Annotated in this window: 10 protein-coding genes; 3 read left to right on the forward strand and 7 right to left on the reverse strand. The window is 73.1% G+C overall.

Annotated elements, in window-relative coordinates:
- Positions 1 to 195 precede the first annotated feature (195 nt).
- Entirely contained in the window at positions 196 to 1,668 is a 1,473-nt protein-coding gene (locus ACFW1A_RS24825) for a hypothetical protein (protein WP_380411838.1), read from the reverse strand.
- 293 nt (positions 1,669 to 1,961) lie between these two features.
- Between ACFW1A_RS24825 and fxsT the strand changes: the two genes are divergently transcribed.
- Positions 1,962 to 5,873, forward strand: a complete 3,912-nt coding sequence (gene fxsT, locus ACFW1A_RS24830; protein WP_380411840.1) for an FxSxx-COOH system tetratricopeptide repeat protein — start codon at positions 1,962 to 1,964, stop codon at positions 5,871 to 5,873.
- Positions 5,874 to 5,943: 70 nt separating this feature from the next.
- Here the strand turns inward: fxsT and ACFW1A_RS24835 are convergent, their stop codons facing one another.
- From ACFW1A_RS24835 to ACFW1A_RS24850, 4 genes are all read right to left on the reverse strand, one after another.
- Complete coding sequence (locus ACFW1A_RS24835) at positions 5,944 to 7,968, reverse strand: HEXXH motif domain-containing protein (protein ID WP_380411842.1); 2,025 nt, start codon at positions 7,966 to 7,968, stop codon at positions 5,944 to 5,946.
- On the reverse strand, positions 7,965 to 8,243 hold the full coding sequence (locus tag ACFW1A_RS24840) for a hypothetical protein (RefSeq protein WP_380411845.1): 279 nt from the start codon (positions 8,241 to 8,243) through the stop codon (positions 7,965 to 7,967). The genes ACFW1A_RS24835 and ACFW1A_RS24840 overlap by 4 nt, the downstream gene beginning before the upstream one ends.
- 113 nt (positions 8,244 to 8,356) lie before the next feature.
- Complete coding sequence (locus tag ACFW1A_RS24845; RefSeq protein WP_380411860.1) at positions 8,357 to 9,445, reverse strand: trypsin-like peptidase domain-containing protein; 1,089 nt, start codon at positions 9,443 to 9,445, stop codon at positions 8,357 to 8,359.
- A 3-nt stretch (positions 9,446 to 9,448) separates the two neighbouring features.
- Positions 9,449 to 9,778, reverse strand: a complete 330-nt coding sequence (locus tag ACFW1A_RS24850; RefSeq protein WP_380411847.1) for a trypco2 family protein — start codon at positions 9,776 to 9,778, stop codon at positions 9,449 to 9,451.
- A gap of 163 nt (positions 9,779 to 9,941) precedes the next feature.
- Between ACFW1A_RS24850 and ACFW1A_RS24855 the strand changes: the two genes are divergently transcribed.
- Entirely contained in the window at positions 9,942 to 10,553 is a 612-nt protein-coding gene (locus ACFW1A_RS24855; RefSeq protein WP_380411850.1) for a phosphoribosylanthranilate isomerase, read from the forward strand.
- A 200-nt stretch (positions 10,554 to 10,753) separates the two neighbouring features.
- On the opposite strand, the gene lanL is transcribed toward ACFW1A_RS24855, so the two are convergent.
- Entirely contained in the window at positions 10,754 to 13,522 is a 2,769-nt protein-coding gene (gene lanL / locus ACFW1A_RS24860; RefSeq protein ID WP_380411853.1) for a class IV lanthionine synthetase LanL, read from the reverse strand.
- 401 nt (positions 13,523 to 13,923) lie between these two features.
- Here lanL and ACFW1A_RS24865 point away from each other — a divergent pair, with 401 nt between their 5' ends.
- Positions 13,924 to 14,706 carry a maleylpyruvate isomerase family mycothiol-dependent enzyme gene (locus ACFW1A_RS24865; RefSeq protein WP_380411855.1) on the forward strand — a complete coding sequence of 261 codons (783 nt, stop codon included), beginning with the start codon at positions 13,924 to 13,926 and terminating at the stop codon, positions 14,704 to 14,706.
- Positions 14,707 to 14,970: 264 nt separating this feature from the next.
- Here ACFW1A_RS24865 and ACFW1A_RS24870 read toward each other — a convergent pair whose 3' ends face one another.
- Entirely contained in the window at positions 14,971 to 18,216 is a 3,246-nt protein-coding gene (locus tag ACFW1A_RS24870) for an SGNH/GDSL hydrolase family protein (protein ID WP_380411857.1), read from the reverse strand.
- Positions 18,217 to 18,754: the final 538 nt, after the last annotated feature.

Raw genomic sequence — 18,754 nt, forward strand, 5'->3', positions numbered from 1 at the left:
GTCGGGGCCGTCGGGGCGGAGACATCCGGAATCAAGGCGCTGGGTGGAACCCGGTGCATCGGGCGGGGTCGTCGCCGGCCCGTCTCGGTGGCGAGGGGCCGGAGGCCGGCGCACAGCGCCGCCGAGGAGCTCCCTGGTGGGGAGCACTGAACGCCCCGGCCGGTTCCGGCTTTCCCGAGATCCTTGTCGGCGCCGTCAGGGCCGGGCCGGTCCCGGTAGGCGGTCGGGGTCGTCGAGCAGGATGGCCAGGTGCCGGCCGACGTGGTGGTCCCACTCGGCAGGACCGAGGGCGAGGGCCTCCTTGCGCCACTTGCCCACCCGCTCCAGCAGGTTGCCGAGGCCGCGGTCCTCGAGCATCTCGCCGATGGCCTCCCGGAAGGCGGGGTCCTCGCAGTTGGTGCGGTGCCAGATCATGGCCGGCAGGCCGGCCCGCAGGCCGGCCAGGATCTCCTGGCGGCCGGTGCCGCCCTCCGTCGAGGGAGGCGCGCTGAGCACCAGGCAGACGGCCTGCTGGTCCTCCTTCAACTCCCGTTCCAGTTGGTAGAAGTCGCCTTCGCGCCCGGCGGGCCGGCTCCAGTGCGGGTGGCTGCCGACGGACTGCTCGGTCAGCTGACGCCACTGCAGGCGCCACCTGCGGTGCCAGGCGGGTCTGCGCAGGCGCTCCAGGCTGCGCAGCACCACCGGATAGTCCATCACCAGCGGGGTGGGAACGTGGGAGGCGGACTCCTTGGGCCACCACTCCACCGGCTCGTTGAGCAGTTCCCAGGGGAGGATGAACTCCAGGATCACCGGAGCCCGCAGGTCGGCCCACCCTTCCTCGACCACCTCGATCAACTGCTCCACAGCAGCGGACAGTTCACTGCGGTGCAGCAGTCGGGACTCGCCCGGCACCGGGTGCCAGCCGTCTGCGTCGGACTGCCGCCAGTGGGAGAGGTGGTAGCGCTCCGGGTCGAGGCCGTCCGGCGCCAGCTGGATCAGCAGGTAGGCCGGAATGAGGGAGGGGACGACCGGGGCGGCTGCGTCCCGCTGCCAGCCGGCCAGCTCGCTCTCCAGGCTCCACGCGCGGGCCCTCTCACGGTTCCACCGGCGCAGTGACTCGGCCGCCGGCTGCTGGCCCTCCTCGACCAGGCGGTCGGCGACCAGGGCCAGGAACGCCATGCTGACCGGAAGGCCGTCGGCCGGCGAGTTCCCGCCGGCCAGGTGCAGGAAGGCGTGCCAGGCCGTCCGGCACCAGGGGGGCAGGTCCTGGGTGCGCGAGCCGCTCGCCCGCCGGGCGAGCGCCGCGAGTCCGGCCGGGCCGACTCCCTGCAGGGCGGTGCGCAGGGGCCGGAGGTCGGCGCCCTCGTAGAAGTCCAGGGCGTCCCACTCGTCCACCAGCTGCCACAGGGCGGTCACCTCGGTGGAGTTCTCCTCCAGGTACTGCAGGGTCTGCGCCAGTCGGGCCAGGTCGCCGCGGCCCTCGGCGCAGGTCTTGATCAGGCGGAGCAGCCAGGGCCGCAGCGCGATCTGGTCGGCGGCCTCCACCGGCCGGTCCAGCTCTGCCCGGAGCATGTCCAGCCACAGGTCGCGGGCGACACCGTGGCGTGCGGTGGCCGAGCGTTGCAGGACGTCGGCCATGGCGGCGGTGAGTTCGTTCCGGGCCCTCGCCGCGCTCTGCTCCTCCGACACGCATGCCCCCAGTCGTCCGTCCGTGCGCGCCACCGCTCGCGTGTGGCAACCACCGTTGAGCGGACGGCAGACTATGACGGTCGCAAGGCAATTGATAGTACTGAATGTCCGTCAACTCTTGCTGGTAACAGTAACCTTAGTGGGTAGGGAAGAGTGAGATGGAGGCTCGTATGTGGCAAACTGCTGCCCCGTGATCGTCTCAGCGACGCTGCCGGTCGGGCTCCCGTACGCCCACTCAGCGCACCACCCAGCCGCGCGGGCCCGCGCGGCCGCTGACGGATCGCGGTGATCGAGTGTCCTACCGGACGCGGGAGACCGCGGCTCTCGACGGCGCGGTGCGCGGCTTCGGGCTCCTCCGGGCCGGGGCGGCGCGCCCTGCACCGGAGCTCCTGCTCGCCGTCGACGCCCACTGCACCATGGCGGTGTGGGAGGAGACCCTCGCCGCCCTGACCGACGGCGTCGCCCGTCTGGTGCACCTCGGGGGGATCCGGCTGGGACGCCTGCTCGGTACCGAGCACGCCGTCCCCGGGGCTCTCGCGCTGGAGGGCGTCGGAGCGCCGGCGCAGACGGGGGCGGACCCCGGTGCGTCGTTGCCGCGCGTGCTGCTGGTGGTCACCGACGGACTCGGGTCCGCCTGGCGCTCGGGGGCGGTCCTGCCGCTGCTGCAGGAGTGGGCGCGGGCCGTGCCGGTCGCGGTCCTCCAACTGTTACCGCAGCAACTCTGGTACCGGACGGGGATGGAGGCGCGCCGGGTCGGGCTGCGGGCCGCTGTCGGCTGGCTGCCGAATGCCGAACTGGTGTGCGAGGAGCGCGACACTCCACTCGACCTGCTGGCCCGTGAGGCCGAACCCGCACCGCACCCGGAGGACCCGGAGGACACGGTCCCGATCCCGGTGCTGGAACTCGACGCGCGCTGGACCGAACCCTGGGCCCGGTTGGTGGCCGGTTGGACCGAGGGCGCCGGCACGGGCGACGGCCGCGTCGAACTGACGGTGCTGAGCGCCGATCGGTGGAAGCGGCGCCCGGACGCGGCCCGCAACCTGCCCTGGGCCGTGAACCCCTCGGACGGCCGCGCCGGGGACACCGCGCGCGAGCGGGTGTCGGAGTTCCGCGCAGGCGCGTCGCCACCGGCCTTCCGGCTGGCCGCCCTGCTGGCAGCGGCCCCGCTCTCGCCCCCCGTGATGCGCGCGGTCATGCGCGGCATGCCCGGTGGCGAGCCCGTCCACCTGGCCGAACTCCTGATGAGCGGCCTGGTGCGCACCGGCCCGGCGGACCCACCCGGGCCGGACACCGATCCGCCGTTCGAGTTCGTGGGGCAGGTCCGTCCCGAGTTGCTGGCGGCAGGGCGTCGCGGCGACACCGTACGGGTGCTCCAGGAAGTCCGCGAACTGCTGGAGCAGGCAGGCGGCCGGCCCCTGCTGCCACCCGCCGGCGAGCCGCTCGACGCCGTCCGGGTGCCCGCCGTGACCCGCCGCAACGCCCCGTACCTGCAGATCGAACTCGCCGCACTGCGGGCGCTGTCCGGCCGTTTCCTGAGGCGCGCGCACGCGCTGCAGGCAGCCCTGCAGGCCTTCGACGCGCAGCAGTCGCGACGGGCCCGCACCGACCCGACGACCACACACACTGGAGGACCGCAGGTGAGCTCGCTCGCGACCGCCGTCAGCGTCGAGGGTGAGCGTCCCGCTCAGCCGCGCGTCTGGGGCGGAATCCCGCCGCGCAACCCGAACTTCACCGGGCGCCTGGCGCTCCTCGCCCTGCTCGAGGACCGGTTGCGGCAGGGCACCACGGCGGTCCTGCCCGAGGCCATCCACGGCATGGGCGGTGTCGGCAAGACCCAGTTGGCGATCGAGTACGCCTACCGGCACCAGGCGGACTACGACATCGTCTGGTGGATCCCGGCCGAACGGCCCGGCCAGATCGGCCAGGCGCTGGTGGAGTTGGCCCAGCGCCTGGGCCTCAGCACGGGCCTGGAGGCCAACACCGCCGTACCCGCGCTGCGCGAGGCCCTGCGCGAGGGTCGCCCGTACGCCCGATGGCTGCTCATCTTCGACAACGCGGACAGCCCCGAGCGGGTCCAGCAGTACTTCCCGACCGGTGGCAGCGGCACGATCCTGGTGACCTCCCGCAACCGACGCTGGGGGTTGATCGGCGGGTCGCTGGAGGTCGACGTCTTCACCCGCGAGGAGAGCAAGGAGCTGTTGCGCCGCTCCGGCCCCGACCTCGCCGACGAGGAGGCCGACCGGCTCGCCACGGCCCTCGGCGACCTCCCGCTGGCGCTCCAGCAGGCCGCGGCCTGGCGCGCCGAGACCGGAATGCAGGTCGCCGAGTACCTGCGCCTCTTCGAGGAGAAGCGCACCGAACTCCTCGAGGTGTCACCGCCGCCGGACTACGAACTCCCGGTCGCCGCCGCATGGAACGTCTCGCTGGACCACCTGGAGAGCCGCAGCCCGGCGGCGCTGCGCCTGCTCCAGCTCTGCGCCTACTTCGCACCGGATCCGATCTCCCGTTCGATGTTCTCCGGCCTCGGCAACGGCAACATCACTCCCGAACTCGACGAGACGCTCAACGACCCGATCCGGCTGGCGCGGGCGATCCGCGAGATCAACCGCTACTCCCTGGCCCGGATCGACCACCGCACGAACTCGATCGAGATGCACCGGCTGGTCCAGGCCGTCGTGATCAACCGGATGTCGCCCGAGGAGCAGCAGCGGATGCGGGCCGGCGTCCACCTGCTGCTGGCGGCCGGTGACCCCAAGTCGCCTGCCGCACACGCGGACTGGCCCCGTTACGCCGAGCTGTACGGGCACGCGGTGGCCTCCCGGGCGATCGACTCCCGTCATCGCTGGGTGGCCCAGCTGGTCCTGAACGTGGCCAAGTACCTCTACTACTGGGGCGATCACGAGGTCTCGCTGGACTTCTCCGAGCACGCCTGGGAGGCCTGGAAGCAGACGTTCGGCGAGGACGACCGCCAGACCATGCTGATGGGCCAGTGGCTCGGCTTCATGTACCTGGTGGTCGGCCGCTACCGCGACGCGTCGGCCTTCGTCGCCCGTTTGCAGGAGGCGTACGCCCGCACGGCGCCCGAAGGCGGCCCGGACAGCCGCGAGGACGCCTTGGACGCCTTCAACCTGGAGGCCGCCGTGCGCCGTGCCGAGGGGGACTTCGCCATTGCCCGCCAGCTCGACGAGACGGTGTACGAGCGCGCCCGGCGCACCTTCGGCGAGGACGACCCGATCACCCTCAACGCGGCCCACAACCTCGGCGTGAGCCTGCGGCTGACCGGTGACTTCCAGCGTGCCCTCGAACTCGACCGCCGCACCTACGCGATGAAGGTGCGGATCTTCGGCGCGGACTACCAGGCGACCCTGATCACCGAGAACAGCGTCGCCATCGACATCCGCGAGGCCGGCGACTACGTCGAGGCACGGGGGCTGCAGGAGGCCGCACTGGTCGGCTTCCGCGAGGTGTTCGGCGCCGACAACCCCCAGACCCTGCAGACCATGCGCCAGTTGAGCGTCGCGGTCCGCAAGGAGGGCGACAACCTGGCCTCACTGGAGCTCGCCCAGGAGGCCGCCGACCGGTTCTCGCTGCGCTACGGCGACACCCACCCGCAGTCGCTGGCCGCCTCGCTCACCCTCTCGGTCGCCCTGCGGCACAACGGCGACCTGGAACGGGCCCGGGAGCTGGGTGCCAAGGCCTGCGAGCGCTACCGCCGGATCTTCGACGCCCGCCACCCGCACGTGCTGTCGGCCGATCTGAACCTCGCGGTGACGCTGCGACTGCTCGGCGAGGTCGAACAGGCCCACGCCAGCAACGAGGCCACGCTGCTGACGCTGCGCGACCGGCTCGGTGACGACCACCCGACCACCGTGGTGTGCTCGATGAACCTGGCCAGCGACCTGTACGCGCTGGGCCGGTTCGAGGAGGCCAAGGACCTGGACACCCGGACCCTGGAGCTGAGTCGGACGGCCCTCGGCGTCGAGCACCCCATCACGCTGGCCTGCGCCGGGAACCTGGCCACCGACCTGCTCGCGCTCGGCGAGGAAGGCGAGGGCCTGCGGCTGCGGGACGAGACGGTGGACCGGATGAGGCGCAGCCTGGACGAGCCCCGCCTGCGACGCGGCTCGGCCGAGGGGCACTTGGTGACCCGTCAGACCGCCGCGGGCGAGCGGGTCAACGGGGACGTCGACCCGATGCTGCTGTAGCGCCCCCGCGCAGCACTCGACCGGCGGCCCGGGGCGAAGGCGGGCGATCGGTGCCCGCTCTCGAGTTCCGTCAGGGCAGCGGGCCGTCGGCGTCCGCGAGCCAAGCGGCCAGCGCGATCGGGTCCGCCACCCGCTCACCGGAGTCGCGCAGGGCGCCGTGCACGGCTCGGACGACCTCCGGTCGGCTCCGCAGGACGGCCGACGCCCTGGCGTGCGCGATCGGCCGCGGGCCCGGACCGGCGGCCAACGCCTGCCCGAGGCCGGTCCAGGCGGACGGGCTGTCGGGGTCGGCCGCCAACCGGTCCAGGAAGAATCGCCGGGCCGCGGTCGGATCGCCCGCCACCAGTGCGAGGTCACCGGCCGTGGCTCCCCGGACCCGGGCCCCGAGGTCGTCCGGTCGCAGGGCCTGAACCCGCGCGAACGCCGCCGGATCACCGAGCAGCAGCCTGGTCAGTGCTGCCCTGGTGTCGAACCAGCGGGCCGCCGGGTCGGCGGCCACAGTCGGAGCCGGAGCCGGAGCCGGAGCCGGAGCGGGCCGGTCGGGCGGACGCCCGGCGCCTCGCGACCAGGCGCGGGCGGCAGTGACGACGGCCTCGGGGTCGGGGCGCAGATGGTGGACTCGCCAACGGGCCCGGTGGTCGGCCGCAGCCTGCTCGGCCGCCCACAGCTGCGCGACGGGCACCGGTTCGTCCAGCCAGGAGGCGGCGCGCAGGCGCAGACTGGCGAGGAACTCCCGGCCCAGCGGGGTGAACCGCTCCGGCCGTCCCGCCAGCAGGTCCAGCGTCCGCCACAGTTGCCGGCGCCACAGGGCGAACTCGAAGTGGGCGAAGGCGGCCGCCGGTCCGCCGCCACGCCTGTGGGCCCGCCAGAACCTGGTCACCCCGAGAAACGCGTAGACGCCCTGGAGCAGGCCGCCGAACGGCCGGGGATCGTCGCGCCAGGGCGCGTAGAAGAGCTCGGCGCCCGCCCCGCGGGTGGGCTCGTCCAGGTGCAGCGGGGCCAGGTGCATCAGGGCGCCGAGTTTGATGTGCTGGAACTCGTGCACCAGGGTGGCGGCGAACTGCGCCGGGTCGTCGGGCTCGGAGGCCTGGAGCCCGCCGAAGGCGTCGCCGGCCGACGCGCTGCGGGGCCGGTACCGTTCGGAGGCGGGCAGCGGGCAGATCGACAGCAACCCCGCGCGCATCGCCGAGGCCGTCCGCGGATCCTCCCGCAGCAGCATCCGCCAGGACTCGTCGAGCAGCGCCTGCCAGTACGTGGCGCTCCGCGCGGAGAGCCGCGCGGGGCCGGTCGGCTCCCGCATCGAGCGGTACGGGTCCAGGTCGTCCAACTGCACGGAGAGGTCGGTGCCGGGTGCGCCGACCGTGATGCGGCGCATGCCGTACCAGCCCGGCCCGTCCTCGGTCGGCCGGTCCGGCAGCCGCAGCTCGATGTCGGCGCCGACGGTCCCGGACACTGCGCTGGTCCCGGACGCCGCGGCGGTCCCGGCAGCACCGGTGGCTCCGGCAACCCGGCGCAGCCGAACGGGGCCGTCACCGGCGGTCAGCTCGGCGACCCCCCACGGGTCCCGGCCGCTGTCCGCCCCGGGCAGCGCGGCGCAGCCCAGCGTCGGCAGGATCACCCAGCCGTCGCGCACCGGCAGTTCGATGCTGAACTTCACCGAGGCCCGCACTCCCGCGGCGGCGGCCAGGGCGTGCAGGTGGCCGAGGACGACCCAGAGCGGGCCCTCGCCCTTCACCCGCTTCGGCCCGGCCGTCCGGTCCGACCCGGCCGGCCCGGCTGCCCCGGCGTCCAGTCGGCGCAGCGCGTGAGCGAGCCACAGGCCGGTCTGGGGGTGCATCAGGACGTCGTCGAACGCGGCGGGGTGAGCCCGCTGTGCGGTGGCGAGCAGGTCCCAGGCGGCGTCCATCGGGGGGAGCGGGCCGGCGGCACCGGGCCGGTCCCGGAGAGCGTCGTCCAGGGCACGCAGGAGCAGGAGGCGGCGACTGCGTTCGGCCGCGAGCAGGTGCCCGAGCGTGCGGGCGTCCCCGTCTCCCCGGGCGAGGGCCTCGAAGTCGCGCATCGGCAGGCGGTGCGGGCCGGGCACCACCGTGGTCACGGCGGCGCCGGCGGGCCGGCGCGCCAGGGCCCGGCGTCGGAGTGGTCGGCGCCCGTGGTGTCGGTGCCTGTGCCTGTGCCCGTGCCTGTGGGGTCGGGGTCGGGCGAATCGCTGGTGTTGAAGCCGCCGATGTTGTAGCCCGGCGCGTAGAGCTGGCGGAGCAGTCCGTCGATCACTGTCGCCAGGGCTGCACTCTCGTAGCGGCGCAGTGAGTCGATGGTGGTCCCTGAAAGGTCGATCAGGTCGGACTCGACAGCGGCCACAGCCTTCTCCACGGCAGCGAGCCCCCTTCCCCCAAGCTCGGATCGCAGCCGATCCTTACCTTTCCTATGATGTCCGCCCGTCAAACATCAGAAACTCCGGCTCCTGCTTCGTGATTGACGGTCAGTCAGGTATCACTGTCTGTCAACTCGGCAACGGCCGCGTCCAGCCGGGCCATCGCGGTCGAGTCGCCCTCCATCATCCTCACCGTGTCGATCAACTGGTCCAGCGCCCCCGGGTAGTGCAGGCAACTGCGAACGATGTTGATCACGTCGATCCTCAGGGCGGGGCTGCGCTGCGCCACAGCGGCCACCTCCGGGCGAATGCTCTCCAGCAGCAGGGTGCGGCCTTGCGCGTCGCGGACCACGGGGGTGGCGATCAGGGCTTCGATCAGCCCGCCCAACGAGCGCCACGAGAGGTTCTCGGGCAACCCGGCGGGTGGCGGAGGTGCGGTCGGCGGTGCAGTCGCCAGCCCCGGCGTCGGCGACGCCGGCAGCGGCACCAACTCGGCCGGATCGGCCGGCAGTCCGGCGTGCCGGTGCAGCAGGTCCAGGTCGTTCCGGTCGAGTTCGAGGTACCAGCGATCCACTCGCACGGCCGCCAGCCGGCCCGGGCCGTCCGACGGATGGTGCTTGCTGACCAGCCCGATCACGACGCCCTCGCTCCAGACCGCGGCGCCGGACATGCCCTCCCAGGGCGACCGGTGCGGGTCCGGGTCCTCGCGGGGCGCGGGCACGGACAGTTCGAGGGTTCCGGCCCGGCGGTTGGAGAGCGCCGCCAGCGTGCCCACCGCATGGCAGGAGTCCCGGTACTGGGTGGGTGGGGCCCCGCCCGGCTGCGGGACGGGGTCCTCGCGGAGCTTGAACCGGGGGAACCCCAGCGCGCTGCAGGCGAGCGTGATGTCCCGCTCCGGCACCACTCCGTAGCGCGGCGGGGACGGTGACGGACCGCCGGGCGGACTCAGCAGCTCCAGCAGGGCGAGGTCGGCCGCGGCCGACACCAGGACGGTCCGCGCCCGCCCGACCGACTCGGACGGCCGATCGGCATCCAGCCGAACCCGGAGGAGCACAGCGTCGCGGACCACATGGGCGGCCGTGAGCACATGAGCGGCGGAGACCCGGTAGCCGGACCCGCGCCGGCCGGTTCGGCCCTCTCCCAGGCCGACCAGGATCTCCCCGGCACGGGCGACATCGAGGCCACCGTGCGAGCTGTGCAGCGGTCAGCGCTCGTTCTGGTGCTCGTCGCCGGAAACCCACGGCGACCCACCGGACTTGAGCTTCGGCTGCAGGGTGAGGGTGATCCGCTGGGTGGCGGAGTGGTCGATCTTGCCGTCCATCCCCAGCTCGGCCAGCCAGAACTTGAGCTTGCCCCCAGCAGACCCGGACCGCTCCACGACCACCGCCGCCTCCAAGGTCACCGGGCCCAGCTCCAGCTGGAGTTCGGAGTCGGCGGCGTCGGCCTGCGCCATGGCGGCCTCCAGCTGGCGGCGCAACTGGGCTATGACCTCGGCGAGTTCGATCATCGGTGCCCCCTCACGCTCGACCGTCATCGACACTATAGCCAGTCCTGTTGAGGACGAGCGCGATGAGTCGGCCACCGGCCCGGTCACTCGGCGGCGCGGGTCGGCCGCCGAAGCCGGGCGCCCCACCATCCGGTGGGAGCCGGACAGGGCGCTGGGTACGTGAGCGCCGTTGCAGCTCTAGGCTGGGCACATGTTCATCAAGGTGTGCGGGGTCCGGACCCCTGGGGATGTGGCGGCCGTCGTCGAGGCGGGAGCGGACGCGATCGGATTCGTCCTGACCGAGAGCGCCCGCCGGCTCGACCCGGCCGAGGCGCGCGAGTTGGCCGCCGCGGTCCCGCCGGAGATCCTGACCGTCGCGGTCACCGCCGGCGTTCCGGCCGCCGAGGCCGGACGCCTGGCCCTGGCCGCCGGGGTGCGCGCCCTGCAGTTGCACGGCGACTATCCGCGCGAGGCCTTCGCCGAGTTGGCCGACCTCCCGCTGCGCCTGGTCCGGGCCACAGCTCTCACCCCGGGCACCGACCTCGCCGTCGGCGCCTACGGCGAGGAGTTCCTGCTGCTCGACGCGCCGGTGGCCGGCTCCGGCACCCGGTGGGACCTCTCCCTGCTCGACGGCAACCGCCCCACCGGCCCCTGGATGCTGGCCGGCGGCCTCACCCCCGACAACGTGGCTGCTGCGATCGCCGCCGCCGACCCATGGGGCGTGGACGTCTCCAGTGGCGTCGAGTCGTCGCGGGGCGTCAAGGACCACCGCCTGATCCACGCCTTCGTGGCGTCGGCCCGGGCGGCGAAGCGCCAGGCCTGATGACCGCGGGGACGGGCGCGGGTGGCCGAGAGGTGCTCGGACACCCGCGCCTGCGTGGCGCGTTCCCCGCCGGACCTACATGTCGTCGACGCTCCAGTTGCCGCACGTGAAGATGCTGAACGGGAAGCAGATGTAGTCCGTCGTGGTCTCCTGCTCGCTGCTGAGCAGCTGCAGGGCGCTGACGTCCTCGGTCATGGTGGTCACCTCCTTCCGGCCGGGTCGAGGGCGGGCAGCCACAGGCGTGGCCCACCGTGGTGGAGCCGTACCAGCAGGCCGAGCGGCCCGCCGAGTCCGGTGTGGTAGCCGACGCCGACCCTGGTCAGGGTGTCGTCGGGGATCAGGAGCAGTCCGTCGTGCAGGACGTGACGTGCGTGGGCGCAGGCGAGGAGTTCCTCGGCGCGGCGCCGGTGGTCGGGGTCGTGCAGGGCGTCGGCCAGGTCGAGCAGGTACTCGGCGTGCCCCGCGAGGCCGTGGCAGGCGGACGAGGTGCTCCGCCAGCGCCAGCGGTACACCTCGGTGGCCGCCTGTTCGGCGGCACGGCGGTAGCGGGGGTCCCCGGTGGCCTGCCAGAGGCGGATCAGGAAGGTGCCGATGCCGGAGGCGCCGCTGCACCAGTGGGGCGCGTGGACGGGGGCAGCGGCGTCGCGGTCCTCGACGGGCCAGCCCGCGCCGTCGTCGCGGACGCGTGCGGTGGCGAGCAGGGTCTCGGCGGCCGCCCGGGCCGCCCGGACGAAGTCGTCCCGCTCCGTGGCGAGACCGGCGAGCAGCAGGAAGGTGCCGATGCCGGCGACGCCGTGGGCGAAGCCGAGGTGGCCGATGCCGGCCAGCTCGGAGTCGAAGTCGGCCGGGACCGGCCAGACCACGCCGGACCGGCCGCGCGCGGCGGCGGTCAGCAGGTGTTCGGCGGCGGTCACCGCGCGGTCCCGGAACTCCTTGTCGTCGGTGGCTCGCCAGAAGTGGAGCTGGGTCAGACCGGCGCCGGCCACGCCGTGGCAGACGTCGGGGTTGGGCCAGCGCACCGGCACCGCACGGGCGAGCCGGGCCGCGTGTCCGGCGAGGCCGTCGTCGCCGAGCAGCCGGGCGGCGTCGAGCAGTGCCCAGGCGGTGCCGGAGCGCCCGTGGTGCAGCCCTGGCAGGCACTGCCCCTCGGGGTCCGCCCGGGTGGCGATCCAGTGCGCGGCCTCGGCGACGGTGGCGCGCAGCCGTGGATCCGTCCGGTGTGCCGCGGCCGCGGTGAGGACGGACAGGACGCCGGCCGCGCCGTGCTGCACGTTGAGGGGATCGGTCCGCCCGGTGGCGGGATCGGCGGGCCAGAGCCGGACCGGGTCCTGCGGGGTCATGGTGTCCATGAGGTGGGTGAGCCCGTCGGAGAGCAGCCGCTCCGCGGTCCGGCGGTCCAGTACGGCCCCACCGCCCGGGGCGTTCGCGGTGCTTGCGGCGCTTGCGGCGCTTGCGGTGCTTGTGGTGCTTGCGGCGCTCCGGGGTGCGACCACGGCGGTCGCGTCGGCGAGCAGCCGGGTCAGCGCCTCGCGAGCCGTGTCCAGGCTCCACCGGTCCCCGGGGTCCTGCGCCATGAGTCCCAGGACGAGCGGCTGGACGGCGGTGAGCTCCGGGCGGTCGGCGAGGGCGGCGGCGAGCAGGGCGGCGAGCCGGTCGTGCTCGCTGCGCGTCGCCGGGCGGTCCGGGGCGAAGACGGGCTCGGTACCGGTCAGGAGGTGGAACAGCACGGCGCCGGCGCTGTAGCAGTCGGCGGCCGGAGCGGGGGCCAGGCCGGCCGAGGCGCCGTCGGTGACCTCGGGCGCGCCGTAGCCCGGTGTGTGGATGCCGCGGACGCGGTCTCCCGGGCGGGCGAGCGCCTCCAGATCGATGAGGCGCAGTTCGCTGTCCGGAGTGACCATCAGGTTGTCGGGATTGAGGTCCCGCAGGACCAGGCCGAGTCCGTGGACCGCCATGACGACGCCCACCACCTGCTCGGCCAGGTCCAGGAGCAACGCCCCTTCGGGGCGGAGCCGTTCGGCCCGCCACGTGCGCAGCGTCCGCCCGGCGACGCGCTCCTGGGCGAGGTACCGGTTGCCGCCCTGGCCGAAGGTGCCCAGGAGCAGCGGACCGAGGCCGAGCGGTGCGATCAGGGTGTGCATCTCCGCCTCGTGGGTGAGGCGCTCGGCGGCGTCGGAGCCGTCGAGGCCGGCCCCGACGTGCCGGCGGGCCTCCTTGATGACGACCTCCTGTCCGGTGAGCCGGTCGGTGCCGAGGAAGACGCCGCCCTTGTACGCGTGCCGGATCGCCTTGTGCACGACGTAGCGGTCGTTCAGCAGGACGCTCGTCCCGGGGGCGGACGCCGGCCCGTCGGGCGGCGGCAGCGGGGAGAGTGCCCAGGCGGGCGGGGTGAAAGCGGCCTGGCGCCGGTCCCGGACGAAGGTCCCGTCGGGTGTCTGCAGGGTCGGCTCGGGCGAGCCGTCGTTGGTGAGCCGGGGGAAACCCCGGAAGGCGCCGTAGCGGTAGTGCACCAGGCTGCCCGGCCGGTACGGACGGTCGGAGAGGATGCCCGGCCCCGGCAGGCCCGCGGTCGCCCGGTGCAACTCCTCGGCCAGCAGGCGGAACTGGTCGTCGTCGCACGGGTAGACGGTGAGGAACTTCCCGCCGCCCGCGCGCTCGTGGTGCGCCGAGACGAGTTCCGTCACGCGGGCGGGGGTGGCAGCGCACTTGAACGGGGCCCGGGCGGCGACGAGCACCTCGGCGGCGCGGGCGAGCACCAGTGGGGCGGAGAGCGGGGTGGCCGACAGGTGGAGCTTCCACCCCTGCCGCCGGCCCGCGCCGACTCCGCCCGGGGACACCCGGCACCAGAAGTCCTCCGGGGTGACGGACCAGTCCTGCGCGCCCCGTCGGCGGAGCACGGCCTCGATCAGGTCGGGGAAGAACGTGGCGTACGGATCTGCCGCGAGCTGATCCGTCGTGAACCCCTGTGCCATCGTCCGTCCTTCGTTCCCTGGAAACTGCCGGAGCTGGTCGGCGCCCGGCGGCACCGTCATCCTGGCGTCAGGAGATCCACCGGACCATGGGGGAGAGATACGCATCTTCAGTTGACGAACCCCCACATTCCGGGCTCCTCGCCAGCGTCGACGAGCCCCGACGACCGACGACGGTCACGAAGCTCGTCCAGCTGCAGCTCGGGGGCGCCCGGGGCGGCTGGATGCTGGCAGCCGGGTCAGCGGAGCCGTGCGCTCCCGGAGGTCGTCGAGCACAAGATCCTCGGACTCCCGCCAGGCCGAGTGGCTGCCCACCGCTGTCTCGGCCGAGGCCGCGGCTCCCCGCCGTAGCCGGTGGGAAAACCGCTGTCGGCCGAATGGATCAAGGTGGTAGAAGTACCGCCGTGCACAAGACTCCGGAGTTTCCCGAACTGCTGCGCCTGATCGACGAACGTTCAACTGCCTTCCGCGCCGCGGTCGCCGTCGCGCCCAGCCTCGACCTGCCCGTGCCGACCTGCCCCGAGTGGACGCTGTTCGACCTGGTGCAGCACATCGGCGAGGGCCGCCGTCGCTGGGCCGCCACCGTCGCTGCCGGGCCGGACGCCACGTCCAGGACCCCGGCCCAGGGTGACGCGGTCGCGCCGCGCGAGCGCGAGGCCGTGCTGGCCTGGCTGGCCGCCTCGACCGAGCTGATGCTGGCGGCCCTGCGGGAGGCCGGTCCGGACCAGGGCTGCTTCACCGGCTGGGGCGTCACGCAGACGCCGCACACGGCCGGTGGCGTCGCCCGGCACCAGGTCCAGGAGCTCGCGGTGCACACCTACGACGCCCAGCTCACCGTGGGCGAGGCGGCCCCCCTGCCTGTCGAGGTGGCGCTCGACGGTGTCGAGGAGAGCCTGTTCATCGCCAGCTTCACGAGGAGTGCCTGGCCCCACAAGCCCACCGCCTTCGACCTTCACGCCACCGAGGGCCGCTCCTGGCGCCTCACGGTCGACGGCGACGGTGCACGGACCACCCGGCTGCCCGCCGTCGGCGAGGCCCCGGAAGCGGCTGGCCTCTCCATTCACGGCACGGCCAGTGATCTGGTCCTCTGGCGGTACGACCGCATTCCGGTGGACTCCCTGCACCTCGACGGGGACCGGGAGTTGCTCGACCAGCTCTACGCCTGGGAACCGGAGGACTGGGCGTGACGACGGGCCACCGCGGACACACCTCTCGCTGAACCGCGAACGGACTCGCGCCGGAACGCATCCTCGATTCCGAGGGCCGGCTGCGCACTTGAGCCCTGTTCCGGGCGCTGCGACAGGTCGTCGAATCGATCGACGAGACCTTCGAGGGGCAGCTCGACCCCGAACGGCACCGAGTCCGGCTCGACCTGGGCGCGACGCCGGCCGGGACCCCGTTCCCAGGGCCCCGGCCGGCGTCACAGTCAGGTGTGTGTCCGAGCGTCAGGGTCAGGGAACGTTGCTGTACCGCAGTTGCCGGATCAGCGCGGCCTCAGCCGCGTAGCCGGCGTCGTTGGGGTGGCCGCTCTGCGGGTCGGCCCCGATCGGGTTCCACTGCGGCAGGATCTGGTGCAGGTACGCATTGCCGCCCGCGCAGATGTCGTGCCCCTGGAAGGTGCTGCGGACATCGATGAACCGGACGTACCCGACGGCCGCGTTCGCGCTGGTGACCGCGTTGCTGATCACGGTGTCGAGCTCGTTGCCCATCCGGTTGAGCATGTCCATCTGGGCGGTGTCCAGGTGGGCGGTGGTGAAGATGTTCCCCGCCAGCCACGCCGAGGTCGAGATGGCGCAGTCGTCGGGCCCGCCGTTGGGGAACAGCAGCGGGTACCCGAGCACATCGACGTCGGCGTACCCGGAGGCCCGGACGACCTGCTGGTACAGGTCGCTCAGCCGGGGACTCAGCGCATCGATCTGTGCCTTGAGGTTGGCCTCGTAGGCCGACAGGCTGCTGTCGACACACCCGTTCTTCTGCTGGACGCAGTCCGACAGGATCCCGGCGAAGTTCACGTCGTCGCCCCCGGCGGTGAGCGTGACGTAGTCGACCACGTCACGGCGGGCCGCCTCGGCCAGCATGTCGACCTGGAAGCCCGGGGCGTTGTAGTCCCGGTTCAGGGAGTAGCCGCCGGCGAAGTGCTGGCGCCACGGCTCCATGCCGTTCTGGACCTGGCCCACGATCGGGTGGCCGTTGTTGGGCAGGTAGGAGGACATGTTGGAGGTGCGCGCGCCGGAACAGGCGAACATGTCCCAGCGGGTGTCCGCGGTCAGTGCGTACTGTGCCACCGCCTGGGAGTCCATCGCGTCCTGCAGCACGCCGGGGTAGGCGTTCAGCGCCCGGCGGCAGGTGGGGCTGTCGATGAACTGGCCGTTGGCGCCCATGCCGGACGAGAAGGAGTCGCCGAGCGCCACGTAGTGCTTGAGCCGCCCCGGCGCTCCGGGCGTCACGGGGACGGGGTACGACGGTCCCGTGCCCAGCGCGGTCGCGCCGTTGTAGGCGCGCACCCGGTAGGTGTACCCGTGGTCGGGGACGACGCTGCTGTCGGTCCAGCCCATCTGCGAGTTGTAGACCTGGTCGACCCAGGCCACCTGGGACCAGGCGTTGTCGCCGTCCGCGATCCGCTCGACGAGGTACTGCGTGGCGCTCGGGACGTTGCTCCAGGACAGGGTGACCGTGTCCTGGTTCGGGTTGCCCACCACCAGACCGGTGACGCCCGGCTGGTTCATCGGATAGACCGCGGTGGTGTATCCGACGCCGCCCAGCGAGTCGTCCACCACGTTGATCGACAACGAGGTCAGCACGTCGCCGTACGTCGCGACCTCCCACGGGCTGGAGTACCGCAGTCGGGAGTAGCCCGGGCCGTTGTGCAGCAGGTTCAACTGGCAGGGGCCCGAGCAGTCCTGGTCCAGGGTCTCCCCGGCGACCGGGTCCCCGTAGGAGTTGAAGTACCTGGCCGTCACCAGCCCGTGGCAGTGCGGCCCGGTGACCGAGAAGGTGCCCGTGTACCCGTGCTGGCGGTTACCGGGGTCGTTGCTGAACCCGCCGGAGATGAAGCAGCCCCCGTTCTGCGCGTACCACCAGCCGCCGCTCCCGGGCAGCAGACCGCTGTCGAGCGGACCGAGCGGGTAGTCGTCCGACTCGCCGGAGGGGGCCGCCGCCGTCCCGGCAGCGCTCTGCGTTCCGGCGGCGCTCCGCGTCCCGACGGCGCTCGTCGTCCCGGCGGCGCTCGTCGTCCCGGCGGTACCGCTCCCGGAGACCCCGGCAGCCTTCGTCATCGCCGCCGAAGTGGTGGCAGCCGCAAGCCCGTTGGTGCCGACGCTGTGTCGGAGGGTGCCGCACGGTTCGGCGTCCGTGCTCGGGATCGGGGCGAAGCCCCGGGACGCGATGGCCAGCGGGTCCTGGCACACGAGCGAGTTCGAACCGATGAAGGTCTCGTTCAGCGGGCTGGTGTTGACCGCCGAGTGCGCCATCGCGTTGTACAGGTGGTAGACGAAGGGGCTCCCGTAGGAGGTGTTCAGCCGCATCGGCAGCGGGGCCTGGGCCGGGGTGCCGGTGTTGTCGACCACACCGAGCCGGGCGAACCCGCGCTGGTCGCTCTGGGTGTTCAGCAACTGGCCGACGTAGGAGGAGATCGCGAACGGGACGATGGAGGACGCGCCGAGCACCCTGCCGTCGTTCTGCTGAACCGCATTGCCGTTGCTGGTGGTGGCGATGCACGGGTACTTCCCGGCCACCACGTCCGGGTCCTGGAGCTGGATCAGGTTCTCGAACGCGGTCCGCACCGGACCGGGGGGCGGCAGCAGCGGGGTCAGCCCCGGCTGGCCGCAGGTGTAGATCGACAGCAGGTCACCCACGGCGAGGTGGCTGGGGATGTTGCTGGTCCCGGTCACCGCGAAGGTGACGTCGCCCGGGTACGCGTCCGCGTTCGGCTGCACCGGCGGCTGCCCCTGGTCGCTGATCGTCCCGAGCCGGGCGTTGCCCAACTGCACGGTCTGGGACCCGCCGGACTGGCTGAGGTAGCTGCCGATCGAGAACGGCATGACCGACGAGTTGTCCAGGATCACGCCGTTGTTGTCGCCGTAGGCCTGCCCGCTGCTGTTGTGGTCCGACACGCAGGGATAGGCGCCGCGCAGCACGTCGGCGTCCGAGATGCCCAGCGCGGACAGCCACAGCCGGCGCTGCTCGGAGCCCTCGGCGGGCAGCAGGCCTTTGAGGCCGGCCGTCGCCGGGTCGCAGGTGTACACCTGGCGCAACTGCGCCTTGGTGAGGGAGGCCGGCAGCAGCGAGGTGTCCGTGACCGCGAACGACAGGCCGTCCAGGGCGAACGGGACGTTGTCGACCGCCGTCCCCGGGACCGGCGCACCGCTGTAGGGCTGCGACATCCGCGCGAAGTCCACGCACCCGTCGCCGGCGTTCGCCGAGGCCATCAGCGCCCGGTACCCGTCGTCGTCGGTGGCCGGGCGGTTGATGACGCACGAGGCGGACTTCGTGGTCACGGTGGCCGAGCCGCTGGTGCCGATCGAGTTGACCGTCGGCAACGAGCGGATCCTGAGCGAGTTGGCGAAGGCCGTGGTCACCGCTTCGGTCGTCTGCGAGCCGACACCCACCGCGGCGGTGACCACCGGTGTCGAGGCCGCGGCAAAGGCGTGCGGCGTCACCGCGTCGGGCAGCCCCACGGTGAGGACCGATGCAGCCACGCCCAGTGCGGCCGTGGCGGCCAGTCGACGCCGTACTCGGCGGGCGAAACGCCCTGATGATCTGATCACCGATTCCCCCTCGGTCCGGGCGGAACACGGGATCGCCCTCGCTCTCCGCTCATGGCGGCGAGTCCCGGTCCGCTCTCGTTGGACGTCCCGGCCTGCTGGGCCCGGACGACGCGATCATGCCCATGCTCCGGTTCGGCCCGCCAGGTGTTCCGGGGCGACAACAATCCGTCCGGGCAAGAATTCGTCCGCGAGCTGTCGGGGCGTCATGCGGAGTCCGCGCACCGGGTGCCGGAACTGACGCTCCGTCGGTTGCCACGCCGGCGCCGAGCCCGGCCAGTTCGGCCAGCGCGCCGCGCACGTTCCCCCGGGCCCGCCGACGCTTCGTGTGGTCTCGCGAGACCCGCCGGCGGATCTTCGCGCGGGGGCGGACGGCGCTGCCGTAGCGGGTGTCGCCGGTGCGCGGAGGCGGGGGCACGCCGGTGGGGGCCGCCCGGCGGGGTGGGGGGGGCCCCCCCCCGCGGGGGGGTGG

Source organism: Kitasatospora sp. NPDC058965, from assembly GCF_042741245.1.
GTDB lineage: Bacteria > Actinomycetota > Actinomycetes > Streptomycetales > Streptomycetaceae > Kitasatospora.